Annotated in this window: 27 protein-coding genes; 13 read left to right on the forward strand and 14 right to left on the reverse strand. The window is 62.9% G+C overall.

Going from position 1 to position 25,103, the window contains the following annotated elements; all coding sequences use genetic code 11:
- From DOM54_RS01210 to DOM54_RS01225, 4 genes are all read right to left on the reverse strand, one after another.
- A partial coding sequence (locus DOM54_RS01210; RefSeq protein WP_110714618.1) for a mechanosensitive ion channel family protein occupies nt 1-1,489 on the reverse strand: 1,489 nt, incomplete at its 3' end.
- 115 nt (nt 1,490-1,604) lie between these two features.
- Complete coding sequence (locus DOM54_RS01215) at nt 1,605-1,745, reverse strand: DUF2256 domain-containing protein (protein WP_110714619.1); 141 nt, start codon at nt 1,743-1,745, stop codon at nt 1,605-1,607.
- Nucleotides 1,746-1,829: 84 nt separating this feature from the next.
- Nucleotides 1,830-2,207, reverse strand: a complete 378-nt coding sequence (locus tag DOM54_RS01220; protein WP_110714620.1) for an ester cyclase — start codon at nt 2,205-2,207, stop codon at nt 1,830-1,832.
- The gene (locus DOM54_RS01225; RefSeq protein ID WP_240613722.1) at nt 2,208-2,861 is read right to left on the reverse strand and encodes a TetR/AcrR family transcriptional regulator; all 654 of its coding nucleotides are present in this window, start codon (nt 2,859-2,861) and stop codon (nt 2,208-2,210) included.
- A 94-nt stretch (nt 2,862-2,955) separates the two neighbouring features.
- On the opposite strand from DOM54_RS01225, the gene DOM54_RS01230 reads away from it, so the two are divergent.
- The 3 genes from DOM54_RS01230 to DOM54_RS01240 all read left to right on the forward strand — a co-directional run bounded on the left by DOM54_RS01230 (nt 2,956) and on the right by DOM54_RS01240 (nt 6,055).
- Nucleotides 2,956-3,975: an NAD(P)-dependent oxidoreductase gene (locus DOM54_RS01230; protein ID WP_110714621.1), complete on the forward strand. Its 1,020-nt coding sequence runs from the start codon at nt 2,956-2,958 to the stop codon at nt 3,973-3,975.
- A gap of 221 nt (nt 3,976-4,196) precedes the next feature.
- A complete protein-coding gene (locus DOM54_RS01235) occupies nt 4,197-4,625 on the forward strand; it encodes a DUF2231 domain-containing protein (RefSeq protein WP_110714622.1) in 429 nt (142 codons plus the stop codon).
- Nucleotides 4,622-6,055: a PQQ-dependent sugar dehydrogenase gene (locus tag DOM54_RS01240; protein WP_110714623.1), complete on the forward strand. Its 1,434-nt coding sequence runs from the start codon at nt 4,622-4,624 to the stop codon at nt 6,053-6,055. The genes DOM54_RS01235 and DOM54_RS01240 overlap by 4 nt, the downstream gene beginning before the upstream one ends.
- A gap of 81 nt (nt 6,056-6,136) precedes the next feature.
- On the opposite strand, the gene lldD is transcribed toward DOM54_RS01240, so the two are convergent.
- The 3 genes from lldD to DOM54_RS01255 all read right to left on the reverse strand — a co-directional run bounded on the left by lldD (nt 6,137) and on the right by DOM54_RS01255 (nt 9,865).
- A complete protein-coding gene (gene lldD, locus DOM54_RS01245) occupies nt 6,137-7,333 on the reverse strand; it encodes an FMN-dependent L-lactate dehydrogenase LldD (RefSeq protein WP_110714624.1) in 1,197 nt (398 codons plus the stop codon).
- A 197-nt stretch (nt 7,334-7,530) separates the two neighbouring features.
- On the reverse strand, nt 7,531-9,195 hold the full coding sequence (locus DOM54_RS01250; RefSeq protein ID WP_110714625.1) for a pyridoxamine 5'-phosphate oxidase family protein: 1,665 nt from the start codon (nt 9,193-9,195) through the stop codon (nt 7,531-7,533).
- 28 nt (nt 9,196-9,223) lie between these two features.
- Nucleotides 9,224-9,865, reverse strand: a complete 642-nt coding sequence (locus DOM54_RS01255) for a glutathione S-transferase family protein (RefSeq protein WP_110714626.1) — start codon at nt 9,863-9,865, stop codon at nt 9,224-9,226.
- A gap of 143 nt (nt 9,866-10,008) precedes the next feature.
- On the opposite strand from DOM54_RS01255, the gene DOM54_RS01260 reads away from it, so the two are divergent.
- Nucleotides 10,009-10,905 (forward strand): LysR family transcriptional regulator, encoded by an 897-nt coding sequence (locus DOM54_RS01260; protein ID WP_110714627.1) that lies wholly within the window; start codon nt 10,009-10,011, stop codon nt 10,903-10,905.
- Nucleotides 10,906-11,071: 166 nt separating this feature from the next.
- Here DOM54_RS01260 and DOM54_RS01265 read toward each other — a convergent pair whose 3' ends face one another.
- Nucleotides 11,072-12,277 carry an MFS transporter gene (locus tag DOM54_RS01265; RefSeq protein ID WP_110715077.1) on the reverse strand — a complete coding sequence of 402 codons (1,206 nt, stop codon included), beginning with the start codon at nt 12,275-12,277 and terminating at the stop codon, nt 11,072-11,074.
- A 62-nt stretch (nt 12,278-12,339) separates the two neighbouring features.
- Between DOM54_RS01265 and DOM54_RS01270 the strand changes: the two genes are divergently transcribed.
- Nucleotides 12,340-13,359, forward strand: a complete 1,020-nt coding sequence (locus tag DOM54_RS01270) for an AraC family transcriptional regulator (RefSeq protein ID WP_110714628.1) — start codon at nt 12,340-12,342, stop codon at nt 13,357-13,359.
- Nucleotides 13,360-13,562: 203 nt separating this feature from the next.
- On the opposite strand, the gene DOM54_RS01275 is transcribed toward DOM54_RS01270, so the two are convergent.
- Entirely contained in the window at nt 13,563-14,324 is a 762-nt protein-coding gene (locus tag DOM54_RS01275; protein WP_110714629.1) for an SDR family NAD(P)-dependent oxidoreductase, read from the reverse strand.
- Nucleotides 14,325-14,481: 157 nt separating this feature from the next.
- Between DOM54_RS01275 and DOM54_RS01280 the strand changes: the two genes are divergently transcribed.
- From DOM54_RS01280 to DOM54_RS01300, 5 genes are all read left to right on the forward strand, one after another.
- The gene (locus DOM54_RS01280; protein WP_110714630.1) at nt 14,482-15,069 is read left to right on the forward strand and encodes a TetR/AcrR family transcriptional regulator; all 588 of its coding nucleotides are present in this window, start codon (nt 14,482-14,484) and stop codon (nt 15,067-15,069) included.
- A 117-nt stretch (nt 15,070-15,186) separates the two neighbouring features.
- Nucleotides 15,187-15,777, forward strand: a complete 591-nt coding sequence (locus tag DOM54_RS01285; protein ID WP_110714631.1) for an SbtR family transcriptional regulator — start codon at nt 15,187-15,189, stop codon at nt 15,775-15,777.
- Nucleotides 15,774-16,523: a type I methionyl aminopeptidase gene (gene map, locus DOM54_RS01290; protein ID WP_110714632.1), complete on the forward strand. Its 750-nt coding sequence runs from the start codon at nt 15,774-15,776 to the stop codon at nt 16,521-16,523. Before DOM54_RS01285 ends, map begins: the two co-directional genes overlap by 4 nt.
- Nucleotides 16,524-16,715: 192 nt before the next feature.
- Nucleotides 16,716-18,224: a DUF2252 domain-containing protein gene (locus tag DOM54_RS01295; RefSeq protein WP_110714633.1), complete on the forward strand. Its 1,509-nt coding sequence runs from the start codon at nt 16,716-16,718 to the stop codon at nt 18,222-18,224.
- A gap of 48 nt (nt 18,225-18,272) precedes the next feature.
- Nucleotides 18,273-18,527 carry a GNAT family N-acetyltransferase gene (locus tag DOM54_RS01300; RefSeq protein ID WP_162619738.1) on the forward strand — a complete coding sequence of 85 codons (255 nt, stop codon included), beginning with the start codon at nt 18,273-18,275 and terminating at the stop codon, nt 18,525-18,527.
- A 184-nt stretch (nt 18,528-18,711) separates the two neighbouring features.
- On the opposite strand, the gene DOM54_RS01305 is transcribed toward DOM54_RS01300, so the two are convergent.
- Nucleotides 18,712-19,341 carry a TetR/AcrR family transcriptional regulator gene (locus tag DOM54_RS01305; protein WP_110714635.1) on the reverse strand — a complete coding sequence of 210 codons (630 nt, stop codon included), beginning with the start codon at nt 19,339-19,341 and terminating at the stop codon, nt 18,712-18,714.
- A gap of 156 nt (nt 19,342-19,497) precedes the next feature.
- On the opposite strand from DOM54_RS01305, the gene DOM54_RS01310 reads away from it, so the two are divergent.
- Nucleotides 19,498-19,887 (forward strand): nuclear transport factor 2 family protein, encoded by a 390-nt coding sequence (locus tag DOM54_RS01310; RefSeq protein ID WP_162619739.1) that lies wholly within the window; start codon nt 19,498-19,500, stop codon nt 19,885-19,887.
- Nucleotides 19,888-20,062: 175 nt separating this feature from the next.
- Here the strand turns inward: DOM54_RS01310 and DOM54_RS01315 are convergent, their stop codons facing one another.
- The gene (locus DOM54_RS01315) at nt 20,063-20,962 is read right to left on the reverse strand and encodes a LysR family transcriptional regulator (protein WP_110714637.1); all 900 of its coding nucleotides are present in this window, start codon (nt 20,960-20,962) and stop codon (nt 20,063-20,065) included.
- A 108-nt stretch (nt 20,963-21,070) separates the two neighbouring features.
- On the opposite strand from DOM54_RS01315, the gene DOM54_RS01320 reads away from it, so the two are divergent.
- Nucleotides 21,071-21,904 carry an SDR family oxidoreductase gene (locus DOM54_RS01320; RefSeq protein ID WP_110714638.1) on the forward strand — a complete coding sequence of 278 codons (834 nt, stop codon included), beginning with the start codon at nt 21,071-21,073 and terminating at the stop codon, nt 21,902-21,904.
- 39 nt (nt 21,905-21,943) lie between these two features.
- The gene (locus DOM54_RS01325; protein ID WP_110714639.1) at nt 21,944-22,441 is read left to right on the forward strand and encodes a lipocalin-like domain-containing protein; all 498 of its coding nucleotides are present in this window, start codon (nt 21,944-21,946) and stop codon (nt 22,439-22,441) included.
- Nucleotides 22,442-22,798: 357 nt separating this feature from the next.
- Here the strand turns inward: DOM54_RS01325 and DOM54_RS01330 are convergent, their stop codons facing one another.
- From DOM54_RS01330 to DOM54_RS01340, 3 genes are all read right to left on the reverse strand, one after another.
- Nucleotides 22,799-23,251, reverse strand: coding sequence for a DUF2846 domain-containing protein (locus DOM54_RS01330; RefSeq protein ID WP_110598784.1), 453 nt, complete (start codon nt 23,249-23,251; stop codon nt 22,799-22,801).
- Between the two features lie 114 nt (nt 23,252-23,365).
- Nucleotides 23,366-23,842 carry an NYN domain-containing protein gene (locus tag DOM54_RS01335; protein WP_110714640.1) on the reverse strand — a complete coding sequence of 159 codons (477 nt, stop codon included), beginning with the start codon at nt 23,840-23,842 and terminating at the stop codon, nt 23,366-23,368.
- Nucleotides 23,843-23,963: 121 nt separating this feature from the next.
- The gene (locus DOM54_RS01340; RefSeq protein WP_110714641.1) at nt 23,964-24,992 is read right to left on the reverse strand and encodes a methionine synthase; all 1,029 of its coding nucleotides are present in this window, start codon (nt 24,990-24,992) and stop codon (nt 23,964-23,966) included.
- Between the last annotated feature and the right edge of the window lie 111 nt (nt 24,993-25,103).

The following is a 25,103-nucleotide window of genomic DNA, read 5'->3' on the forward strand; positions in this document are numbered from 1 at the left end:
TCACGCAGCACAGCAGTTTGTGATGCTCGATGACGTTCTCCTCGGCCTTGGCGAACTCGAGGAACTTGTCGCGCAGGATCGCGATATCGGCGCTCAGGTGCAGCGTCAGCACGAGGCTGCGATACTCCTTGGTACTCTTGGATGAGAGGTTCTCGAAGGCCTTCGAGGCGAAATAGGTGACCGGCACGATCAGGCGTCGCTCGTTCCATAACCGCAGCCGGATATGGGTGTAGAAGATCCCCTCGACATAGGCCCACTGCCCCTCGAACATCACCAGGTCGCCGACCCGTATCGGCTTGGCCAGCGACAGCTGAAACGATGACAGGATGTTGCCGAGAACGGCCTGCCCCGCCACGCCCACCAGCACCGCCAGCACGCTTGCCGAGGCCAAAATCGACAGCCCCAGGGTTTCGAAGAGCTGGACCTGCCCAAGGACATAGATCGAAACCGCCGTCACCAGAATGAGAATGATGATGCGTCGAACCGCATAGAGTGTGGTGAGCAGCTTGCGGTCGTCCTTGGGCTTGGAGTCATCGATCTGCCCCGCGAGGCGACGCGTCATCTTCAGCATCATGGTATCGACGAGCCGCAGCCCGACGGCCCCGATTCCCCAGGCCAGGATGGCGATCAGCACCACTCGCAGGGTGGTCGTCGCGATCGCCGAGAAGGAGACGACATAGTCGAGCAGCGCCTGGGTCAGCAACGACATCACGATAAGCGCCACCGGGCCGCGAATCTGCTTGGCAAAGATGCTCGGCGAGCCGGAAGGCAACCAGCGCGTCATCACCTCGACCAACCGATAGACCCCCTTGCCGATCAGCGCGACCACCAGCAGCACCAGCGGGATCGCGATCCACTCCCAGATCCTGAGCGGCCCGAAGGAGTTCTTGAGACTCTCGGGAATGTGGCGCTCGAACGCCGCCGGGCCGTACTCGTCATAGAGCACGGGAATCGCCGCCACGCTCTCCGGCATGATCAGCCAGACCGGCTCCTCGCTATCCAGTTGATAGCGACCCAGCCGGATATCGTAGGTGTCGCCATCGGCCGCGAGCCTGGCCAACTCGATATCGCGACGTGGCTCGCCGGCATGGGGGCTCTCGCCGGTAGGATCCTCGATGGCGGCATCCTGGCGTCCGGAGAGGTGCGAAATACGGATCGACTTGCCACGCTGGAAGATGGCGGCGAGCTGTCGGGCCAGCTCGGCGCCCCGCTCGCGCTGCGCCGGCGGGGAAAGATCGGCGAGGTTGAGGATGTGGGCCGCCGCCTCGAAATCGCCCTGGTCGGTCAGATCGCGGAAGGTACGCATCGACTCCCGCGGCGTTCTGAGCTTGACGGAACCCGGCGCCTTCCCCAGACCGGTATTCAGCGAATCGATGGCGTACCAGTCCTGCACGCCGTCTGCATCCTGGGTCTGTGCCAGGCACAGGCTGGATACCAGCCATATCGATGCCGCCACCAACCACCGCTGCCATGAGCCGATTTTCTTCATCCGTGCGTCACCGCTCTAGTGAGTCATCCGTGTAGTTCATCCGGCGGATCATCCCGACTTCTCCGGAGCGCGTCCATCACATGGGTCAACACCACCGAAGGCGCCTCCGTGCAGGTCAGTCTCGTCCCTGGCGCCGACACCGCTCCGAGCAATAGACGACATTCTCCCAGTCCCGTGCCCACTTCTTGCGCCAGGTGAACGGCCGCTGGCAGACAGGACAGAGCCTGGTGGGGAGGTTGGTTTTTTGATGCGCCATGATCGTTCGCCGAATTTCCTCGTCTGACGCCGCCGTTTTCGAACGAAAAGCATCAATGACTACGCACGGTACTGGCCGTGCAATCTACAGCTGCAGTTCTATCGCTGCCTTGTCGATCACCGACCACACCTCCTGGATCTTCCCCTCGGCGAATCGATAGAAGACGTTCTCGTGAAACACGACCCGCCGACCGTCGACGGGCAGTCCCATGAATTCGGCTTTGGGATGACAGTCGAAACACAGCCTGCTGGCAACGGTCGTGGCGTCGGATACCAGCCGTTCGACGGAGAAGCGCAGGTCGGGTATGTCGCGGTAGTCGCCGGCGAGCATCTCGCGATACCCCCCTAGGCCAAGCGCCGAACCGTTGTGGATGACGGTATCACTGACGAACTCATCGAGGCCGTCCAGATCTCGCGCGTTCAAACACGCGATATAAGCTTCATAGCGCGGCTTCAAGTCCATTCACGCCTCCCCGTTTGATCGACATGACAAGGACTCTCGCAACCCACCCCGAATCAGCGATGCGAAAGTCTCTGCGGCTTCGGGCTCACCGCAATTGCCGCGCACCATCGCGCCTGACAAGGCTTCACCGGCACCGATCAAGCCGATGCAGCGCCGCTCCAGCTCGGCCTGCTGTAGATCGATATGCGGTTTCAGCACGGCGGCGAACAGCTGGACGTAACCATCGAGCAGCTCCTGATATACCGCCTCCTTCTCCTCGCTCCCCGCCAGCGCAGCGCCGATCGCATGCCATTCGCCAGTGGTATCGGCGTAGCAATGAATGTAGGCCGAGGCGAGAGCGGCGATGGTCTCTTCGATGCTGCGCTCGCCGGTTGTCAGTGCGGCCTGGAGCGCCGCTGCCTGTGTCTGGTCGATCGACTTGTAGAGTTCGATGAGTAACTTCGAACGCGTACCGAAATGGTCGTAGGCGACCGGTTTCGAGATCCCGGCTCGAGCCGCCAGGTGTCCCAGCGTCAATCGGTCGGCGCCCTCGTCACGAACGATCGTCAACGCCACATCCAGCAGTTGCCGCCGCCGCTGGGAACGGGAAAGCCGGCGCGATACAGGCTTTTCCGTCTGCTCCTGGGGATTGCCCTTTTTTTCCTCGCCTGCCAATCGATCACTCCTCATTGATAACCTACCAAAAGTAGCTTATCGTTTCTCACAACCTACTTTTGGTAGGTTTATCACGATCCCAGGAGACGTCGCAATGACACCCGATCCCATTCTGCTCGTTGGCGGTGCCGGCATCGTCGGTCGCCAGACGGCGAAATACTTGCGCCACTCATACCCCGATGTACCGCTACTGATCGGCGGCCGCGATCTCGACAAGGCGCAGCGTATGGCCCGGGAGATCGGCCATGCGGAAGCGGTGACGGTCGATCTCGCCGCAGCCGATCTGGGCCTTGGCAAGCGGCCGATCAGCGCGGTCGCGATCTATTTCACCGATACAAGTAGCGCCGCGCTCGCCTTTGCCCAGGCCCGCAAGGTCCCCTATCTCAGCATCTCACCCGCCCTGTATGAGACCGGCCCGGAAATCGCGGCTTACATGCACGCGCCGGATGCCGCGCCAGTGGTGCTGGGCACGGAATGGCTAGTGGGCGCCACGACGATCCCCACGCTCGAGTTCGCCAAGGCGTTCAGCCGCGTCGATTCGATTCGGCTTGGCGCGCTGCTGGACATCCAAGACGAAGGCGGACCGGCCGCATTCGACGATCTCGAGCGCCAGACGCAGGCCATTCCCGCCGTTCAGGTCCGTCGCAAGGGCGCCTGGATCTGGCGAACCGGGGATGACCTCAAGACCACCTTCCTCGCCGCCGATGGCATCGAGATGGAAGCCTCCGCGCTCTCGCCCCACGATGTCGTCGCCCTGGCCACCGCGACCGGCGCTCCGAACGTCGAATTCAACCTCGCGATCGGCGTCAGTTCCAGCCGCCGACGCGGCGAGCCGATGTCCACCGAGATTCTGGTCGAACTCGCCGGCCGTGATCATGACGGCCAGTCGCTATGCACGCGCCATGCCGTGATCCACCCCGAGGGCCAGATGCCGCTGACCGGGTTGGGGGTGGCACTGGTGCTCGAGAGGCTGCTGGGACTCGATGGCGGGCCTGCCACGCCACCCGGACTCTATTTCCCGTATCAGCTCCTGGATTCACACCGCTATTTCGATCGGTTCCAGCAGGCTGGCGGAGAGATTTCGACACTAGCCCCGACTGAAATCGTCGAATAGCGCTCCCGCGCGCTGGATAGCCGACAGACTCATCCTGAAGCCCCGGCCTGGCCGCCATCGCCGTTCCCACCGATGCTCTCGGCGGAAACGGAAGCGTGATCGGCGTGTTGAGGGCTCGACGAGTCGACTACACTTTACCCACTGGACGGGATGTCTTCCCCGGCAAAGGCCCTTGTCGCCCCGGTGACGTGTCTTCGCTTGACCAGCAAAAGGAGCTTGCCATGATTGCCACCGACGAACGACCGGTCCGCACAGGACCGAATCCACTCCACGGGATGCTGCTTGCCGGCGGCTTCCCGCTCTTCCTGGGCGCCGCGCTGAGCGACTACGCCTACTTCACGAGTTTCCACATTCAGTGGGCCACCTTCTCGTCCTGGCTGATCGCCGGTGGGCTGGTGTTTTGCGGCTTTGCGCTGATCTGCGCGCTGATCGGGATCTTTCGCCCCGCCGGCAGCCGCGGCCTTTCCGTACTCTACTTCGTACTGCTGCTGGTGACCTGGGTCCTCGGCTTCGTCAATGCGCTGGTTCACGCCCGGGATGCCTGGGCGATGATGCCAACGGGCCTGACCCTGTCGGTGGTCGTCGCGGTGCTCGCGTTCGCCGCCGTCTGGATCGGATTCACCAGCCGCAAGAGCGGAGGTTACTCATGAAACACGCCAACAGATCAACCCGCATGCGTTATGCCGCCCCCTTGTCGATCCTGCTGCTGGCCGGAAGTGCCCACGCCGCTGACGACGATCAGCAGTATGGCGCCGACCCGGAACTGCCCGATCCCCAGCGCGGCCTGCTGCCCAACATGGGCGTCCCCGAGCAGGCGCCCTGGGATGACAAGCGACCCACGGTGCCGGATGGCTACAGCATCCAGCCCATCGCGACCGATCTCCGGATTCCGCGTCAGACACTGGTGCTGCCGAATGGCGATATCCTGGTTGCCGAAGGCAGCGGCGGCCACGCCCCGAAACTCAAGCCGAAGGACTTCATCGCCGGTGTGATCAAGGCCAAGGGCAAGACCTCGGTCAAGGGTGGCAACCGCTTGACGCTGCTACGTGATAGCGATGGTGACGGCACCTACGAAGAACAGACGGTATTCGCCGAGAATCTCGACGCGCCCTACGGTCTCGCCCTGATCGGCAACGATCTCTACGTGGCCAACCAGGGAGCGCTGGTCCGATTCGATTATCAGCAAGGCCAAACCCAAGCCAGCGGCGAGCCCGAGCTCGTGACACCGCTGCCCGCCGAGATCAATCACCATTGGACCAAAGCGCTGACGGCAAGCGCCGATGGGCAGACGCTATACGTTGGTATCGGCTCGAACAGCAACATTACCGAGCGAGGCATGGAAGCGGAGGTCGACCGTGCGGAAATCTGGGCGATCGACCCGGAGACCGGCGCGCATCGCGCCTACGCCACCGGCGTGCGCAACCCCACCGCGCTGACCATCCAGCCCGGGACGGACCAACTCTGGGCCGTCGCCAACGAGCGTGACGAGCTCGGCCCGCATCTGGTGCCGGACTACCTCACCTCCATCCAGGATGGCGGCTTCTACGGCTGGCCATACAGCTACTGGGGCCAGCACGTCGACCCGCGAGTCAAGCCGGAAAACCCGGAGTTGGTCGAGTCGGCGATCGCCCCCGACTACAGTCTCGGCTCACATCGCGCGCCCCTGGGCGTCGCCTTCTCCAATGAGGCCGTCGGGGGCGAGTTCACCGATGGCGCCTTCGTCGGCGAGCACGGCAGTTGGAACCGTGCCGACCCCGTCGGTTACAAGGTCGTCTTCGTCCCGTTCCAGAACGGCGAGCCTGCCGGCGACCCGATCGATTTCGTCTCCGGCTTTCTCACCGATGACGGCAGGACGCGGGGGCGCCCGGTGGGAGTGACCGTTGCGCCGGATGGCTCGGTGATCATCGCCGACGACCTGACCAACGCGGTGTGGCGCGTCACGCGGGATGGCGCCAACCGCCCCGCCAATGACGACGAAAGCGCTGCCATGTCCGAGGACGAATCCGCGATGACTGGCGGGGAAGCCGACACCGCCAGCGACGATCCGGCGGCCGAGGGCGAGACCGACAGCTCGACCTGATCACGACGGCAAGATCCACGATGCCCCGCCGGTGCACTCCAGCGGGGCATTGTCGTCACGACCGACGGTAACTTCCCGCGTTCAGAATCTTGCGGTTTCCGGAGACGCCACCGCGGGACCCTGCTCGCGCGCCAACGACTTCACGGCCGATTCCAGATGGCTGGCATTGATATCGGCAGGCGAGTGGGCCCCAATCAGCGTCATGGTCACGCGCAGGTCAGCCGCGATCAGTTCCAGCAGATGCGAGACGCCGCGCTCACCACCCGCCGCCAGCGCATACGCATAGGCGCGGCCGAGCAGCACCCCCTTGGCCCCCAGCGCCAGCATCCTGACCACATCCAGCCCTGATCGAACTCCGGAGTCCGCCAGCACCGTCAGCTCGTCACCGACGGCGTCGACGATATGCGGCAATGCCCGCGCGGTGGGGATGGCGCCATCCAGCTGCCGCCCGCCATGATTGGAGACGATGATGCCATCGGCGCCCATGCGCACCGCATCACGAGCATCCTCCTTGTCCAGCAGCCCCTTGATGATCAGGTTGCCCTTCCAGCTATCGCGGATCCACTCCAGTTCGCTCCAGCTGATGGAGGGATCGAAGTTCTTGGCCAGAAATCCCATGTAGTCGTCCATGGTCATCTCGCGGCCGGTGTACGCCTCGATATTGCCGAACGACAAGGGCTTGCCCTTGAGCGCGACGTCGAACGCCCAACGGGGGTGAGTCAGCGCCTGGACGGCCTGGCGCAGTTTGGCATGGGGGCCGGACATGCCGGAGTGGCGGTCGCGGTAGCGTGAGCCCGGCAGCGGCATGTCGACGGTGAAGACCAGCGTCTTCATGCCCGCCGCCCAGGCGCGCTCCAGCGCGTTCTGCATGAAGCCGCGATCCTTCAGCACATAGAGCTGGGACCACAACTCTCCGCCAGCGCCCTTCGCCACCTCCTCGATGGAACAGACCGACACCGTCGACAGCGTATAGGGAATACCAGCTTTTTCCGCCGCCCTGGCGGCCTGAACCTCGCCGCGACGCGCGTACATGCCGGTCGCCCCGACCGGTGCCAGCGCCACCGGCAGCTTCCAGCGATTGCCGAGCACCTCGGTCTCGAGCGCTGGGGTGCCACCGCCCTGCAGCACCCGTTGGCGCAGCGGAATGGCCTGCAGGGCCTCGACGTTGCTCCGCATCGTGCTCTCGGTCACCGCGCCACCATCGAGGTAGTCGAACAGAAAGCGAGGAACACGCCGCCTGGCAGCTCGGCGGTAATCGGAAGGGCCTGAGATGATCATGGATTCGCCTTAACGCTCGGTTCGGGAGCAGTGAAAAAGTCGCTCGGCTCGGGAGCGATGAAAAATAAGCTCGCCACGCACGGCGAGGGAAACCAGAAGCTGCGATGAGCCGCTAGCGTACCAAGTCTCCTCGCAGAAGAGCGGCTCTCGAAATTAGGACTTTAGTCGGAGCTTCTGCCCCTGGCGCTGCTGCCGTGTCATCCCGCCGGGCCGAAGGTCTCGAAGTCGATCCGATCCGCCTCGACACCGCGCGCCTCCAGCCCGGCGCTGATCTCGGCGAGAAACCGGGCCGGGCCGCAGAGCAGATAGCTCGCGTCCGCCCCAGCGCCGAGTTCGAGCAGGTCGTCGGGCGTGACTCGCCCCTGGATGTCGTAATCGACACCTGCCGTGTCATTCGGGCGCGGTGCACTATAGAAGATACGTCGTTTCACATTGTCGGCCTTGGCCACCAATGCCCCGACCTCGGCCCGGAAGGCGTGCGTCCCGCCGTTGCGCGTGGCGTGCACGAACCAGACCGGTGGTCTCTCGTTTTCCGCTTTCGCCACCACCGAGTGCAGCATCGACAACATCGGCGTGATCCCCACCCCGGCGCTGACCAGTACCAGCGGCCCTAGCCGGTCGGGCAAGATGAACTCACCCGACGGCGGACGTGCCGCGATGGAGTCACCGATAGCGATCCCGTCGTGCAGAAAACGCGACGCCGTGCCCCGCGCCTCGCGCTTGACGCTGATGCGATAGGTCGCGTCGGATGGCGATCCCGAGAGCGAGTAACTGCGACCGACCCGCCCCGGCTGATGTGGCACCTCCAGCTCGACCGCCAGGTGCTGGCCGGCCTGGAATGGCGGCAGCGCTCCCCCCTCCGGCTCGGCCAGGTAGAAAGAGGTGATCTGGTCGCTTTCTGCCACCTTGTCGACGACCGTCAACCGCAGCGGGGCTTCGTCCTCCCGCCGCCATCGCAGTGTCAGCGCGGCCGGCCGGTCGACGACCTGCTCGACGCACACTTCGATCCAGCGCTTGGCGTTCGGATCTCGGCTCTGCTGCGGCGACCAGTCGATGCGGGCCCGGCCGGTGATCTGCAGCAGGCCGCCGGTTTCGAAATCGACGAACAGCAGTCCCACCCGGGGATCCTGGATCAGGTTGCCAAGGGTGTTGAAGAAGTTGTTGCCGGCGTAGTCCGGGATCCACAGCGTTCCGTTCTCGGTCACCTGCACGAAGCCGGGCTCGCCGCCGCGATGAGAGGCGTCGTAACCCCGGCTCGCGCTGGGCTCCCTGTCTGAATCGTGGACGGAGCCGGCGACGGAGCCGATGAAGAAGGTATCCGCCGCGGAGATTCGCGCACGCTGCCCGCTATCGAGTCGTTCGGAGACGGTGGCGTCCGGCGCGGCCACGGATTCGACGCGCCGCCACTCGCGCTCGCGGATGTACTGCGGGCAGTTGCCGAAGCTCTGTTGCACCTCGACGACCAGACGCTCCTGCGCCGACCGGACCACCCCGTTGAGCCGGTTGCGGCGACGCGTTGCCAGCTCGATTCCGAGCAGGCCCACGTCGACCCCGGCCATGACTGCCGAGGCCAGCGGGTCCTGGGCATCGGGCGCCGCTGCCATCGCCAGCGTCCGCGCATCGGGCGTCTCGATGAAGCCGCCCTCGCCCTCCAGCAGCGTGACCCAAGGACGACCCTGAGCATCGCCGGTGGCCATGACGATGAACGGCAACTGGGCGAAGAACTCGCGATGCTGCTCGGGCATGAAGTCACGGATGAAGCTGCCGGCCGAACGGGCAATGCCTTCCACCCCGGCGCGCCGCTGCGCCTCAAGCTCACCGGCGTGGAATGGCGTCTCCAGGGACGGCGGTTCGCGATTCATGACTCGCCTCCGTTCGAACTTACCCGATTCAAGCCAGCACCGGCGAGCGTGCCATGCCGATGAAGCGTGGCAGCGCCTCGATACGCACCAGCCAGGCCCGGACGTGCGGATAGGGATCGAGGCTCACCCCGCCTTCCGGGGCGTGGGCGATATAGCTGTAGCCGGCGATATCGGCCAGCGTCGGCCGATCGGCCGCTAGCCAGTCGCGATCCTCGAGGTGGGCATCCATCATCGTCAGCAGACCATACGCCTTGGTCTTGGCGGCCTCATGATCGAGCGGTGCGCCGAACACGGTGACGAGTCGCGCGGCGCAGGGACCGGCGGCTATCTCGCCTGCCGCAATCGAGAGCCAGCGCTGTACCTGAGCCTTCTCGAGCGGCTTGTTGCCGATCCAGAGGGCAGGATCACCGTAACGCTCGACCAGGTAGGTGATGATGGCGTTGGAATCCGAAAGCGTGATGCCGTTGTCCTCGATCGCCGGCACCTGCCCCAGCGGGCTGAGCTTCAGATAGGCGGGCTCTCGGTGGGCGCCGTTGGCCATGTCGAGGTCGACGGTTTCGTAAGGCACCTCCAGCAGGGCCAGCATCAGCTCGACACGGTGGCAGTGGCCCGACTTGGGATTGCGATAGAGCTTTACGGGGACATCGGAAAGGGCATTGGCGTTCGACATGACAGGCTCCTTCATCGCGATGATGATCGGGTGATCGGAAACGTCACTCTAGAACCTCATGAATCACGAAAGAATAGGGTCGTTATGAAAGAAACTGTTTTATATTCTAAAACTATCACGTCTCTGTAGCCGAGCTGGACATCATGGACCGCCTTCAGGCCCTCAACGTTTTCGTCGCTGTTGCCGAAGCCGAAAGCTTTGCCAGGGGAGCCCGCGCCACCGGGCTAAGCGCCCCCTCCGCCACGCGAGCCATCAACACCCTCGAGGCCGCTCTCGGTGCTCGGCTCTTCACCCGCTCGACACGGCAGGTCAGGTTGACCGAGGCAGGCCGGACCTACCTCGGGGAAGTGCGCGACATCCTCGCGCATCTTCAAGCCGCCGACGACATGGCCTCGGGCGCGGCCAACACACCGGTCGGACAGCTGCGAATCACCTGTCCGCAGGAGTTCGGACGAATCCACGTTGCGCCGCTGCTGACCGAGTTTCTCGATGAATATCCGCGGGTTCGCGCTGACGTGCTGATGGTCGACCGCATCGTCAACCTGGTCGAGGAGGGCCTGGATATCGCCGTGCGTATCGGCCACCTGCCCTCATCCGAACTCTCCGCGGTCCGGATCGGCCAGGTTCGCCGTGTCATCTGCGGCTCGCCGGACTATTTCGCCACGCGAGGCCGTCCGCAGACACCGAGCGATCTCGCTTCCCATCGGGTGATATCGAGCGGTGCCAGCCTGCCCCTTGACGAATGGCGGTTCGGGCGGGACAGCACCCATGGCGTCAGGGTGAATCCTCGACTCACGGTCAGCAGCCTCGCCGCGGCCATCGATATCGCCAGGCAAGGCTGGGGGCTGTGTCGAATGCTGTCGTATCAGGTCGGGCCCGATCTCGAGTCAGGTACGCTCCAGACCGTGCTGGAAGCGCACGAGCCCGCCCCGCTGCCGATTCATCTCGTGCATGTGGAGGGGCGCCGCGCGGCAGCGAAGGTTCGAGCCTTCATCGATTTCGCCGCGCCGCGCCTGCGTCGGATCGAGGTGTTGCGTTGAAACCGGTGGGGTGAAACCAATGGGTCGAAACCAAGGAGGAGCCGGCCAGAACGACAATCCACCTTCGCGAGCCTGGACGAGGCGCCGGACGATGCCGGCATTCAGGGCTACCGCGATCCTCGTCGTCCCCATCGATCTTCCCCATTGGTTTCGAGGCTCAGGTTGTCTATGCCCTGACCCATAGCGCGATCAGCAGCGATGCGAGCAGCATGACGACGGCCCCCACCACGAACACCCCGATGATGCCACTGACGCTGAACATGGCCCCACCCGCGGCCGCCCCCACTGCGATGGAAGACTGCACCGACGCGACCACCATGCCACCGGCACTCTCTGTCTGGTCCGGCACGGCCTGCGCTACCCAGTTGGACCATGCAACCGGCACGCCACCGAATGCCATGCCCCAGAAAGCGACCAGTAGCGCCTGGCTCACGATCGATGAAGGCAGCAGCACCAGCGCCAGCGCGGAGATACCGACCAGGAGTGGCATCAGTATCAAAGCCCCTCTCAAACTCCGTTCCATCAACCAGCCGGTCAGCAGCGTTCCCATAAAGTTAGCCACGCCGAATCCCAGCAGCATGAGTGCGAGGGCATCCGATCCGACACCTGTCGTGCTCTCCAGAAAGGGACGAATGTAGGTGAACAAGGCAAAATGGCCGGTGTGAGCCAGTATGCAACCCAACATGCCCACGCCAATTCCCTGCCGAGCCAGCACCTCCAGTATGGTTGTTAACCGAGCGGTTCCCGTGGGTGTCATTCGAGGGAGCGTGAACCACTGAAAGACGAGCGTTGTCATCCCGACCGCAGCGGCCGCCAGAAAGGCGCTGTGCCAGCCATAAAGCCCGCCCATGTAGCTGCCGAGCGGCACGGCCACGACCGTGCCCACAGCGATGCCGCTGAAGATGATCGACAAGGCGCGTGGCAGCAGCGCCGCCGGCACCAACCGCATGGCCACCGCTGCCGCCATGCTCCAGAAGCCGCCCAGGGCGACGCCCAGGAAAACCCGCATGATCAATAGAACGGCCAGGCTGGACGACAGGGCGACCAACAGATTCGAAACGATCATCATCGCGGTGAAACCCAGCAGCACCGTACGTCGGTCGATGCCACGGGTGAGCCGTGGAACCAGCAAACCGGCAAAGAGCGCCACCGCCGCCGTTACCGTGACGGCCTGCCCCGCCATCGATTCCGACACCTCGAGCGCAGCAGCCATCGGCGTCAACAAACTGGCTGGCAGGTACTCCGCGGTCAGCAACCCGAACACCCCCATCGCCAGCGACAACACGGCCATCCAGGCTGGCGAGGTAGGCTCCGTCTCGACCGCTTGATCCAGGTTGGCATCAGATACCACACCACAGGCACTGCTGTTCATCAGAGAATATCCCTTGGCATTCATGATGAGCGGCAGTCTATGATCGGCGTGCAGGATGATCCATGACACTAAACCCTGATTTTTTGATTGAAACCCCGAATGCGGTTACCCCTATGGCAACGCCAGATCCCTTCGCCCTCTCCTCCGATCTCATCAGCGAAATGCTCACCGGCATGCGCTTGCGAGGCGTCAGGTACCGTCGTATTCAGACAGGACCGTCATTTGGTTTCAGCTTTGAAGACAGGCCTGGCCACGCCCATTTTTACTTCCTCGCGGTAGGCGACGCCCTGTTGCGCATGAAAGATGGCACGCTGCATGAGCTGTCGGCGGGCAATGCCGTGCTGATGCCGCACGGCACCGCACATCAGCTGTTATCCGGCCTTGATCTCGCGGTTCAGGATATTTCCAGCTTCGAGGTGGCCTCGCTCGGCGACGCGGTTTGCGCCATCGATATCTGTCCCAGTCAGCAGGACATACCCGGCGCGATTCTCTTTCATGGTTGCATGGCGTTCGATCTCGGTGGCATGCAGGGCCTGAGCCGGCTGATGCCCGACGTGATGATGGTCGATGCCGCGGGGCAGCGATATCCCGACCTCGTGCCGATTCTCACCGCCATGAAACGCGAGATCTGCTCTGGACGGGTTGGGTTCGCCGGTGTCCTAGCCCGGCTCGCCGATGTGGTGGCCACGATGATCGTCCGTGGTTGGGTTGAGTGCGGCTGCGACAATGCCGCGGGGATGGTCGCCGCACTGCGCGATCCCAGATTGGCCATGGGCATTCTTGCCCTGCACAGGGAACCCACTCACAACTGGAGCGTGGGAGAGCTGGCGGCCAAGTGCCATATTTCGCGTTCGGTCTTCGCCGAGCGCTTTCAAGCCACCATCGGCACGCCACCGCTGCGTTATGCCACCGAGTTGCGAATGCAGCTAGCCAGCCAGTGGCTGACTCAGGACGGCCTTCATATCGAAGAGGTGGCGCTGCGGCTCGGTTATACCTCGCAGGCAGCCTTTAGCCGCGCCTATAAGCGCGTCACCGGACAACCCCCGGGGGCCAGCCGCCGAAAGCGTCGTCTGGCGTCGTGATCCGTTCATGGTCAAGCAGGCGCCGGGGCAGGCGGACTGCTGCCACCGCCGTGTCTGCGCCGGATCGAGGTGTCGCGTTGAAGTGCGTGCGACGATCAAGACGAGTGTCAGCCAGCGCTTCGCCCCTCTCCCAGCATGGAGACACGACATCCGCCGCTTCACTAGCGGTGCAAAGCGGCGGAGCAAGGTGATGACACCCGTACTCAGATGCCGAGACCACCGGCGACGTTGATGGCCTCGCCATTGATGTAGCCGGCGGAAGGCCCGGCCAGGAAACCGACGATGTCCGCCACTTCCTCGAGGGTCGCGATACGACGGATCGGGTGCATGTCCAGAATGGCGTCACGGTCGGGAAGCTCACCGGCCACGTCCGAGGCCATGTCCGTGGGCATGATGCCCGGCTGTACCACATTCACCGTGATGTTGCGCGGGCCGAGGTCGCGAGCGATGCCCTTGGCGTAGCCGGCAAGCGCCCACTTGGTGGCGGCGTAATCGGCGACGCCAGCGAAAGGCACGTAGGAGCCGAGCAGGGAACCGATGAAAATGATGCGACCGCCATCGGTCAGTCTGGGCGCCGCCGCCCGCGTGATCGCGATGGTTCCCATCACGTTGACCTGCCACTGACGATTGTAGTTTTCCCCGTCGAGTTCGGGATCATCCACCAGTTGGCCCTGGATCGCGATGCCGGCGTTGTTCACCAGGATGTCGAGCTTGCCGAATTCGGCGATGACGGCGTCGATCAACGGCCTGGCGACCGAGAGATCGGCCTGATCCGCCTGGATCGCCATCGCGCGGGCCCCTGTCGACTTCAGTTGTTCCACCACCGTATTCGCCTTGTCGGCGGAAGAGGCGTAGCTGATTGCCACATCGGCACCCAGTTCCGCCAGCCGCGCTGCCGTTACCGCGCCGAGTCCCCGCGAGCCGCCGGTGACCAGCGCGACCTTGCCTTCCAATATCCGATCCATCTCTGCTCCTCCTGACCGATGACATGTCGCCTGCGGATCGAGACCTCACCGTTGACGACCCAAATTAAATAACGATCGTTACGGTAACGATGATTACGAAATGGCTCGCGACTGTCCAGTGTTTTATAATGGCCGTTACGAAATAAAGGAGAGTCCCATGGGACGACGTCGAGAGTTCGATGTGGAACAGGCGTTGGAGGCAGCGCTGTGCGTGTTCTGGCGCAAGGGTTACGAAGGCGCGTCCTACAACGATCTGACCCGGGCCACTGGGGTCGAACGGCCAGCACTCTACTCGGCCTTCGGCAACAAGGAAGCCCTGTTCCTTCGCGCCCTGGAGCGCTACGAGGAGCAGCAATTGGGTTTCTTGCCGGAGGCGCTCGCGCAGTCAACCTCCCGAGACGTCGCCGAGCACGTACTGCGCGGTGTCGCCGAACTGAATACCCGTCATCCGGAGCACAGCGGGTGTTTCATCGTGAATGGCGCGCTGGCGGGGTCGGACGAGTCGGAACCCGTGCGCCAGGCGCTGATAACAGCGCGCGCGAAGGGAGAAGCCCAGCTACGCGAGCGCTTCGAACGGGCGCAGCAGGAGGGAGATCTGCCGGCAACCACAAATTGCGCCGCGCTGGCCGCGTTCTTGATGGCGGTGACCCACGGCATGGCGGTGCAGGCCAAGTCCGGGTTCAGTCGAGAAGCCCTCGATGCGGTAGCCGATCAGGCTCTGGCGACCTGGCCGACGAACGCCTGATCGTTAGTGGGGGGAGTTGCCGTTCCCCAGGTTCGATGGCGCGAAAGCGCCAAGGAAGGTGCAAGAGTCTGCCTCCATCGGACTGTCCCGCCATGCCGCACGACCCATGATCGGATCGTGCGCTGCCGCCAGCCCTTCACTCAGCAGGGATGGATCACCGCTGATCGTCATTTCGCCCGTGCCCAGATGACGGTCGATGGCGACTCAAATCGTTGCTGCGCCAGCTTCGAGGCACTGGCGGAGCGGGCCAAAGTGCTCGAGAGCTCGGACTCCGCCGACGAAGCGCTCGTGGCGTGGATGCAAGAAACCACTGAGTTCACTTACCGCCAACGTGGCATCATCGCGTTGATGATGGGAGCCATCGAGGATACGAATTCCGCGCTTCATGACTCATGCGTCATGCTGCGGGCGGCAGGCACGGCCCTTCTCACCCGCGCCCAAGCCGAGGGCAAGGCCAGGGATGACCTGAGTGGCGCGGAGCTGTTCGATCTCATCGCGGCGCTCGCCTGGCTGCGCGAGCAGCCATCGCATGCGGCTCGTGCCGATCATCTCTTCACACTCATTGCCGACGCCATCCTGACGGATTCCTCCGGCGCTCATAGCGGGGGGGGATCAGAACCCGGCACGACGGCGCCCACCGAGACAGCGCCGCCGCCTGCAGGCTCGCGCCGGATGAACAACTCGATTCAGCAAAGGACCCCGGAATGACGATCACCAAACAGGCCGAACTGGAGGGGCTGAAAGCCATCGGCCGCATCGTCGCCAACACGATGCACGCCATGGCGAGGTCGATGGAGCCCGGCATGAAGACGCGAGAGCTGGACGAGATCGGCAAGGCGTTGCTGGAGCGAGAGGGTGCGATATCGGCACCCCAGGCAATTTACGACTTCCCCGGCGCAACCTGCATCAGCGTCAATGAAGAGATCGCCCACGGCGTTCCGGGCGAGCGGGTGATCGCGCGGGGTGACCTGGTCAACATCGATGTTTCGGCGTCGAAAGACGGCTATTTCGCGGATACCGGGGCAACCTTTCGTGTCGCCCAGGTGGAGCCTTCTCTGGAGCGTCTCTGCCGTGACGGCAAACTTGCCATGGACATTGGCATTGCCAAGGTCGGCAGCGAAAAGCCGCTGGCAGGTATTGGCCAGGCGATAGGGCGCTTTGCCTCGGACCGGGGCTACACGCTCATTCGCAATCTCGCCAGCCATGGCGTGGGCAGGTCCCTGCACGAATACCCCGAGGAAATCGCGACCTGGCCGACCCGAAATGACCAGCGGCGTATCAACAAGGGGCTCGTTCTGACCGTCGAGCCGTTCCTCTCCCGGGGTGGGCTCTGGGCCACCGAAGGGAGTGACGGATGGACGCTCTACAGCGAACCCAGCGCTCCCGCCGTGCAGTATGAACATACGGTCGTGGCGACGGATCGCGGCGCAATCATCATTACCCTGCCGGGTTGATCAGCTGCGCGCCAGCGCTATGGGTATGACGAGACGGATGGGCTGCTGCCGATGAAGACCATTGGCGAGCCGGGTCTGATGGCGCCCGCCTGCCATCCTGCCGCCCCCCATGCACGATTGCTCGAAGTCGTTCATGCTGGTCGTATCGACTCTCTCTTCACCCACTGCCGTCCGCGTCGACCAGGAGCACCCATGACCCGACCCTCGGAGCCCACTCGCCAAGCGCTATACGAACAAGCCCAGCAACGCGGCATCGAGGGTCGCTCGTCGATGACCAAGGCGCAACTGGCGGCGGCGCTCGAGCAGAAACCGCCCAAGGAACCCGCACCGGAGGCTGCAACGCGATTCAAGACGTTCAAGCGCCTGGCCGAAGCGGTGGCCGACGGTGAATTCGTCCTGCGACCGCGCGCGCTGACCGGCTACGAGCGGCGACGGCACCTGCGCCAGACACTGCGCGAGGATCACCGGATGCGGATCGCCAATGGCTCCGAGGAAGGAGGCATCAAGTTCGACAAGCTCTCCGACTCGCTGTTCTCGTTCTTTCGCGGCACCGCGCTGCTGTTCTACCGCGACATGGCCGGCGACGACGCCTGGATGCCGACCGTGCTCGCCTTGGGAGACGTCCATCCGGGCAATTTCGGCGTCATGCCCAATATCGACAACGTGCCGATCTTCTCGGTCAACGACTTCGACGAAGCGTATTACGCGCCGTTCACCTGGGACATCAAGCGTGGCGCGGTGGGCTTCATGATCGCCGCGGAGGTCGAAGGAGAGCTCAAGCGCAAGCATCGCCTCAAGATCGTGCGCCGATTCGTGGAGGGTTATATCGCGGAGATGGCGCGGCTGGCGCGGGAAGGCACCGAGCAGGACGAGGAAATGCGCCATGACAACGCACCCAAGCTCATTCGCCAGCTGTTCGAGGATGCCGACGAAGATCGCGCCGAGTGGCTGGCCGACGACTATCTCGACGAGACGCGCAGCGGATTCCGCCCGACCAAAAAGCTGGTGCCGATTTCCTCGCGCCGTGACGAGTTCCAGGCGATCATGGATCGCCTGATCGCCGACAACGACATCGAGATACCGGCCCGCGCTCGAGCGCACGATAGCGACGGCGTACGCGTGAAAGATGTCGCGATCCGGCTCGGCCAGGGCACCGCTTCGCTGGGGCTCAACCGCTACTACGTGCTGATCGAAGGCCCCGGCGGCGAGGGCAAGGACGATCTAATCATCGAACTCAAGCAGGCTCGGCGCTCCGCCCTGTCCGGCCTGGTGCCGCCCTCCCCCTACGAGCTGGATTCCCTCGCCGAGCGCGTCAGCCATGCCCAGGCCGTGCATCTGGTGCGCGGTGATATCTTCTACGGTCACGTCGAGTTCGATGGCCTGAGTTATCTCTCCCGCGAACGCGCCCCGTTCCGTGACGATATCGATCTCGACGATCTCTCCAAGAGCGAATGGAAGGACTACGCTCACATCTGTGGTGGCGTCCTGGCCCGCGTGCATGCTCTCTCCGACGAATCCGGCAGACTCGACTACGACATCGAACCCGCCATCGTCGACGCCATCGGCCCACCGGCACTGTTCACCGAGGACATGGTGGAGTTCGCTGTCGAGGCCGCCGACCGCGTGCGGCGAGACCACGAGATGTTCAGCGAGGATCATGCCCGCGGCGCCTTCGAGCATCTGGACTGGGTGCACCGATGAGACGCCACCCCTGCGCGGCAGCCTGCCGGTGTGATCGGGCGGGCAAGGGTGCTGTCGCCGTTCGCCGTGGTGCCGGCACGATCAACCGATGATGAATGGGTAGTTCAGCGAGTTTGCGGCAAGGGCGTCGCCGGTCTGCTGATCGAGAGCGTGGAACAGGCGGCACGGCGCCTGGGCGAAGACACAATCTATCTGACCACCAAGGACAGCCAGACGCTCTACGCCCGGTACGGCTGGCAGCACGCCGGCATCGTCCAGTATCCGGATTGCGATCTCTATCTCATGCACAAGGCATTGGGCTGAAACCGGGGCGGTCCCCGTTCGTCCGATACCAGGCCGCCCAACGTCGCCACTGCCCCGACCCAGCAGGGACCGATGGTATCGGGAGATCCCTTCGCCCACGCTGCCGCCGTGGGGGAAGGAGGAATCTGAACATGACATCGACAGCCTGACGGATGCCGGAAAAACCGGGAGACGGGGTTTGTGGCTAGCGGCCGGGCCAGATTTCCAGAAAGGTCGATACCGTCTCGTTCAGCTCATGCTCGCTGGCGCCTGAGCTTGCAGCCACGAGCAGGCCATCGGTTGCCGCCTTTAGCAGCATAGCCAAACCGTGAGGATTGCAGGTTTCGGGAAAATCACCCTCCTGGTCAGCTCGTTCGAACCGCTCGAGAAGTTTGCTGCGCCAGAACCGCCCTCTCTCGGCCACATATTCACGGATGCTCTCGTCGCCCGGCGCATAGCTGATCGAGTGCACAACGCCCATGCTTCCTTTGGGGGTGGCGGTATTGGTCTGAAGATCGACCGTCCCTCGCAAGAGGTGCTCGGCCACGCGTCGACTGGTTGGCTGTTCGAGAGCATCGAGCATATATGCCGTCTTTTCGCGCTCATAGAGATCCAGCACCTGCTTGAACAGTTGCTGCTTGTCTCCGAAGGAAGCGTAGAGCGTCGCTCGACTGATGCCCATCTCGGCAATGAGCGTGCCGATGCTCGCACCGGCGTATCCATACTTCCAGAACACCTGCATCGCCGCCGTGAGCGCCGCGCTGTGATCAAACTCCCTGGGCCGGCCCGGCGCTTTAGGGCGTCCACGCTCGGGCGGCGTCGTATTCAAAGGCATGATGCTCCAGCTACCTCCATGGCATTGACAATACGGAACGATCGTTCCATATTAATATTGGAACGATCAGTTCAAAACATTCCGGCGCGCCCTCCCCGGACGCCGGTCCAATCCAAGGAGAGAATTGTGCCATATTCAGAGCAGGAGAAAGCGAACTTGGCAGTCGTCCAGGACGCTCTTGCGGCTGCGACAAGTGACTTCACGAAATTCTTCGAGGCGATTTTCGCCACGGATGTCGAGTGGACGATCGCCGGACACGGGCCCGTCGCCCGCACTTACAACGGCTTGGAGGATCTTTTCACCAACGCTGAGGCGGCGCTTTTCTCCCGCTTCACCGAGCCACTGAGGATCACCGTGCGTGGCGTCTGGGCGGACGGGGACAAGGTGTTCGCCCAGATCGACAGCGCCACTACCGCAAAGGATGGTAAACCCTACGCTAATGGCTACATGTACATCATGTCGATGGAGGACGGAAAGGTGGTATCCGGCATAGAGTGGCTCGACCTCTCGGCCTATTATGAGATCCTGGATCGAGTGGATCCTTGATCGGGTCGTTGCCCCGCGTTTCACGCCCGACCATGGGTGCAGGAGGCCGATCCCTCCTGCACGCCTCGCTTGGTGATCACAGCAACCGCTCTTGCCGGGCCTGGTAGACGGTTCGGACACTCGGGCAGAAGCCCAGTTCGAACCGCTTTCGTGCAGCGCCTTCCCTGCGGCCACCTTACCGCGTCCGCTTCGCTTGTTTCAGGATATCGATGAACGCGCGCAATGACGCCGGCACATGACGGTTGGCCGGATAATAGAGCGCGAGACCCGGCGTCGGCGGGCACCAGTCATCGAGGACGGTCACGAGTTGGCCCGATCCCAGGTACGCCAGGGCGAAGTGCTCGGGAACGTAGGCGATGCCACGCCCGTCCACGGCCGCCTGTACCAGAAGATCGTTGTCATCGAGAGTGAGATTGCCAGGAACGTCCACCGCCAGCTCGGCGCCCCGTCTGGAGAACTCCCAGCGATAGCGCTTTCCACTGGGCAGGCGTTGGCGGATACAGCAATGCACGTGCAGATCGTCGGGCGTGCTCGGCCTCGATCTGTGTTCCAGATAGGACGGCGCCGCCACGGCGATGAAGCGCACGTCACCCCCGAACGGCACCGCGACCATGTCCTGCGGAATCGTCTCCATCAGGCGTACGCCGGCATCGAACCCCTGTTCCACGACATCGACGAGACGTCCTTCCGACACCAGGTCGAGCTCGACGTCGGGATAACGATCCAGGAACGGAGGCACGACGTCTCTCAGGAGGATACGGGCACCGCTCTTGTTGGCATTGATCCGCAGCGTGCCGGTCGGCGTGCCGCGCTCCTCGGAGAGAGTATCGAGCGCCTGATCGAGATCCTGAAGAACCGGGTGGAGCCGATCAAGCATCCGGGCGCCAGCCTGGGTCAGTGACACGCTGCGTGTCGTCCGGTTGAAAAGCCGGACGCCCAGTTTGCCCTCGAGTCCGATGATCGTGTGGCTGAGCGCGGAGCGCGAGACCCCCATGACGTCGGCCGCCCTGCGAAAGCTGAGGTGACTGGCCACTGCCGTGAAGGCGGCCAGGTCATTCAGGCTGGGACGCACCATTCGTGATTATTCCTCACCACCTCATCCCATATTGAAGATCTTATAACACCAATCCCCGTGATTTACATTCGCAGACCTACATTCGCAGACTTGCAGAGGGGTAATCGCATGAAGAAAACGTGGTTTATCACCGGCGCTTCCTCGGGGCTCGGCCTCGAGATGACACGGCAACTGCTGGCCCAAGGAGATACGGTGGTCGCAACGACAAGGCGCCAAGGGGCGCTGACGGAACTCGAGCGGGAGTACCCTGAACGCCTGGATGTGGTCCCGCTCGATCTGCTCGAGCCGGAAAGTACGGCATCGGCCGTCGAAGGCGCGTTTCAGCGACACGGCCGGATAGACGTGGTGGTGAGCAATGCCGGCTACGGCCTGTTCGGTGCAGCGGAAGAGCTTACGGAAGATGAGATCGAGCGCCTGATCGCCACCAATCTCACCGGGTCCATCCAACTGATCCGCGCCGCCCTACCCCACCTTCGCGAACAGGGCGGTGGCAGGATCGTGCAGGTCTCTTCCGAAGGGGGGCAGATCGCCTATCCGGGCTTCAGTCTCTATCACGCCACCAAATGGGGTATCGAAGGCTTCGTCGAATCCGTGGCCCAGGAAATGGCTCCCTTCGGTATCGACTTCATCATCGCCGAGCCGGGGCCGACCGCTACCAATTTCGGCGCCAATCTCGTTTATGCGACCCCCAGGGCTGCCTACGACCAGACGCCTGCCGACGCTGTCCGTCGTGCCATCAGCGACGGAAGCTTCGAGATCAAGGGTGACGCGGCGCGCACCGTGGACGCCATCATTTCCGCGGCCGAGACCGCGACGCCACCCTTGCGGTTGGCGCTGGGCAGCACCGCCTACGCGTCGATCTCGCAGGCACTCGCCGCGCGCCTATCGGCCCTCGAGGCGCAGCGGGAGGTCGCCCATTCCGCCGACCGCCAGGCTCCGTGAAGTCGCAGCAACCCAGACACCAGGAACAGAGGAAAAAACATGTCTATTCGTCCCGTCATGCTGGCGCTCGCCCTCGGCACCTTGTCCTCATTCGCCTTCGCACAGACCAGCGCTGAAAATCAGGTACTGGGCACATGGAAAATGGTGTCGGCGACGATCGACCCTGGCGGCAAGAATATTCCCGCCTATGGAGAAAAACCCAACAGTCTCCTCGTCTTTACGCCCGATATGCACTTCGTGGAGGTACTTACCGACGCCGACACGCCTCGTTTTGCGTCCAATGCTCGCGGTGAGGGGACGGATAAAGAGAACCGTATGGCGATGTCACGCAGTATCGGATTCTTCGGCACCTATACTGTCGACAGCAATGGAGAATTTAGCGGAAACCGTGTCTTGGGTTCGACATTCCCGAACTGGGTCGGCAGCGTGCGGACTCTTGACGATCTGACGCTTACTGTTGATGGTGACCGCATGTCCGAGAGATTTCGGCGGCCCGAGGGGACCCAGATCCAGATCGAATGGCGGCGCGTCGAGTAATGGCAGCGCGCCGAGTAAAGAACGGGGAGCACGAACCCTTCGATGATAACCAGAGGCGAAGTAGGACGACCGGGGGCCGATGAAGTCGAGTCGTTGATGAGAGCGAGCCTCTTGCCACACCCATACAAAGAAAAACCATATCCCGCCAATAGAGTCAAACTCCAACGAGAAGTGCCGCACGATCGCTGACAAACACCAAATTGATAACAAGCGCCATGTCACTATCGTGCTATGCAACCACAATTTCTGGACTAAAAACCTCGACGAACTGGGACAATAGCAACGCGTTGGCATGAACTCATTTTATAGGGAGAGGCCCTGGTTTTCAGGGCTCCCCTGGCGAATAGCGAATACGCTCTACTGCGGTGCGGCCAAATGGCAGCACCCCCGCAAAGCCTTCATGCCCTCGTCTTTACTCTTCATTTCGAGACCTGCCCCGCCAACGAACACGCCCATCTTGATATACTGCTCAACGAAGTAATTCTCGCCGGCGCTCGCGGTAAAGACGAGCGTATTGTCACTGAATTCGGATTCAGTTGACAGGCTGTGCTCGCCCGGTTCTATCAATTCATAAAAATAGACGCCATTGGCCGTCTCACCAAGAAGTTGGCCATCCAGAGAGATAGACTTCTTTAGTGCCTTGCCCATGAAGCTGTCGCGGTAGACGTAGAGGCCAGCTTCACCCTTCGGGGGTGCGGGGAACTGCTTGAGTGCAAGATCTTCATCGCTGGAACCCATGGGCACAGAAGCACATCCTGAAGCCAGCAGCGTCGTGGTGATAAGCGCGCCTAACATCGCTTTTTGATACATCTATGTTCCCTTCTTGAATCTTTTCTTGGTATTTGTCTCGGCAAACCAAGTATCGACCGCAGAAGGGATTTCCTTAACAAAGACGATTCATAGACCGAGTATCGCGTGGTCGTATCACCCCAGCAGCAGATCGCCCTCGATGGGGATGAACTGGCTCGCGGCGTTGATGAGCGAGTGCGCGGTGAGCTTGGGCACGCCGTAGACCTCGACCCGCTTGCCGTGGACCTCGCGGATCTTGCGCGCCAGCAGGTCGAAGTCGCCATCGCCGGAGACCAGCACCACCACGTCCGCCCGGGCTGCATACTCGATGGCATCGAGGGTGATGCCCACGTCCCAGTCGCCCTTGGCGGAACCATCCGCGCGCTGAATGAACGGCTTCAGCTTCACTTCGAAGCCGATGCTGCGCAGGGTGTTCTGAAAGCCGCGCTGCTTGGGATCGCCGCGGTCGGTGGCGTAGCAGCGCGCGGTCAGCACCTCGCGGCCCGCCGTCGCCCGCGCCCAGAAGCGGCGATAGTCGAACTGCTTGGCGTAGGCGTCGCGGGTGGTGTAGTAGACGTTCTGGGTGTCGACGAAGATCGCGACCGTGGTCATGGGGCGGCATTTCCAGAGGTGGCCGAGCGCCGGCGCCTTTTCTTACACCCTCCAGCGAACCAAGACGCGTCGGTGAGCCGTTAATGGCTCACCGACGTCGAACTCGCTGTAGCGGCCGAAGCTAGCGGGCGAGTTCCTGGCGCACGATCGCCGCACCAGCGCTCAAAGCCTTCAGCTTGCCCTGCGCGACCTGGCGAGACAAGGGCGTCATGCCGCAGTTGGTGCAGGGGTAGAGCTTGTCGGCATCGACGAACTGCAGCGCCTTGCGCAGGGTCGCGGCGACCTCTTCCGGTGTCTCGATGGTGTTGGTGGCCACGTCGATAGCCCCGACCATTACCTTCTTGCCCCGGATCAGCTCGATCAGCTCCATCGGCACGTGGGAGTTCTGGCACTCCAGCGAGACGATATCGATGTTCGACGCCTGCAGCTTGGGGAAGATCTCTTCGTACTGGCGCCACTCCGACCCCAGGGTCTTCTTCCAGTCGGTGTTGGCCTTGATGCCGTAGCCGTAGCAGATATGCACGCCGGTCTCGCACTCGACCCCTTCGATGGCTTTCTCCAGCGCGGCGATGCCCCAGTCGTTCACCTCGTCGAAGAAGACGTTGAAGGCGGGCTCATCGAACTGAATGATATCCACGCCGGCGGCTGCCAGGTCGCGGGCTTCCTGGTTGAGAATCTTGGCGAACTCCCAGGCCAGCTTTTCGCGGCTCTTGTAGTGGCCATCATAGAGCGTATCGACCATGGTCATGGGCCCGGGCAGCGCCCACTTGATCGGCTGGTCGGTCTGCTGGCGCAGGAACTTGGCATCCTCGACGAAGACCGGCTTCTCCCGCGCCACGGGGCCGACCACCGAAGGCACGCTGGCGTCGTAGCGGTCGCGGATCTTGACGATCTCGCGCTGCTCGAAATCGACCCCGCTCAAGTGCTCGATAAAGGTGGTGACGAAGTGCTGGCGAGTCTGCTCGCCGTCACTGACGATATCGATTCCGGCCCGCTGCTGGTCGTGCAGGGAGACCCGCAGTGCGTCCCGCTTGCCCTCGGCCAGCTCCTCGTCCTGCAGTTTCCACGGCGACCAGAGCGTCTCGGGCTTGGCCAGCCAGGCGGGCTTGGGCAGGCTACCGGCGGTCGATGTGGGCAACAGAGTCTTCATGCAAAAATGACCTTCATAACGGGTTGAGCAAAGAATATGGTTGTAACGGGCTGATCAAAAAACGTCGCTGAAATGGATCGACCCATTGGCGCGGGTCGATCCATTGGCACG

This window comes from Salinicola acroporae, assembly GCF_003206615.1.
GTDB classification, from domain to species: domain Bacteria; phylum Pseudomonadota; class Gammaproteobacteria; order Pseudomonadales; family Halomonadaceae; genus Salinicola; species Salinicola acroporae.

Bases quoted from the DNA above. Each gene is read 5' to 3' on its own strand.
- DOM54_RS01220 (WP_110714620.1), bottom strand. From the start codon at position 2,207: ATGGACTTGAAGCCGCGCTATGAAGCTTATATCGCGTGTTTGAACGCG.
- DOM54_RS01265 (WP_110715077.1), bottom strand. From the start codon at position 12,277: ATGAACAGCAGTGCCTGTGGTGTGGTATCTGATGCCAACCTGGATCAA.
- DOM54_RS01275 (WP_110714629.1), bottom strand. From the start codon at position 14,324: ATGGATCGGATATTGGAAGGCAAGGTCGCGCTGGTCACCGGCGGCTCG.
- DOM54_RS01325 (WP_110714639.1), top strand. From the start codon at position 21,944: ATGTCTATTCGTCCCGTCATGCTGGCGCTCGCCCTCGGCACCTTGTCC.
- DOM54_RS01260 (WP_110714627.1), top strand. From the start codon at position 10,009: ATGGACCGCCTTCAGGCCCTCAACGTTTTCGTCGCTGTTGCCGAAGCC.
- DOM54_RS01295 (WP_110714633.1), top strand. From the start codon at position 16,716: ATGACCCGACCCTCGGAGCCCACTCGCCAAGCGCTATACGAACAAGCC.
- DOM54_RS01240 (WP_110714623.1), top strand. From the start codon at position 4,622: ATGAAACACGCCAACAGATCAACCCGCATGCGTTATGCCGCCCCCTTG.
- DOM54_RS01230 (WP_110714621.1), top strand. From the start codon at position 2,956: ATGACACCCGATCCCATTCTGCTCGTTGGCGGTGCCGGCATCGTCGGT.
- DOM54_RS01215 (WP_110714619.1), bottom strand. From the start codon at position 1,745: ATGGCGCATCAAAAAACCAACCTCCCCACCAGGCTCTGTCCTGTCTGC.
- DOM54_RS01335 (WP_110714640.1), bottom strand. From the start codon at position 23,842: ATGACCACGGTCGCGATCTTCGTCGACACCCAGAACGTCTACTACACC.
- DOM54_RS01315 (WP_110714637.1), bottom strand. From the start codon at position 20,962: ATGGTGCGTCCCAGCCTGAATGACCTGGCCGCCTTCACGGCAGTGGCC.
- DOM54_RS01320 (WP_110714638.1), top strand. From the start codon at position 21,071: ATGAAGAAAACGTGGTTTATCACCGGCGCTTCCTCGGGGCTCGGCCTC.
- DOM54_RS01305 (WP_110714635.1), bottom strand. From the start codon at position 19,341: ATGCCTTTGAATACGACGCCGCCCGAGCGTGGACGCCCTAAAGCGCCG.
- DOM54_RS01270 (WP_110714628.1), top strand. From the start codon at position 12,340: ATGACACTAAACCCTGATTTTTTGATTGAAACCCCGAATGCGGTTACC.
- DOM54_RS01255 (WP_110714626.1), bottom strand. From the start codon at position 9,865: ATGTCGAACGCCAATGCCCTTTCCGATGTCCCCGTAAAGCTCTATCGC.
- DOM54_RS01250 (WP_110714625.1), bottom strand. From the start codon at position 9,195: ATGAATCGCGAACCGCCGTCCCTGGAGACGCCATTCCACGCCGGTGAG.
- DOM54_RS01330 (WP_110598784.1), bottom strand. From the start codon at position 23,251: ATGTATCAAAAAGCGATGTTAGGCGCGCTTATCACCACGACGCTGCTG.
- lldD (WP_110714624.1), bottom strand. From the start codon at position 7,333: ATGATCATCTCAGGCCCTTCCGATTACCGCCGAGCTGCCAGGCGGCGT.
- map (WP_110714632.1), top strand. From the start codon at position 15,774: ATGACGATCACCAAACAGGCCGAACTGGAGGGGCTGAAAGCCATCGGC.
- DOM54_RS01280 (WP_110714630.1), top strand. From the start codon at position 14,482: ATGGGACGACGTCGAGAGTTCGATGTGGAACAGGCGTTGGAGGCAGCG.
- DOM54_RS01340 (WP_110714641.1), bottom strand. From the start codon at position 24,992: ATGAAGACTCTGTTGCCCACATCGACCGCCGGTAGCCTGCCCAAGCCC.
- DOM54_RS01235 (WP_110714622.1), top strand. From the start codon at position 4,197: ATGATTGCCACCGACGAACGACCGGTCCGCACAGGACCGAATCCACTC.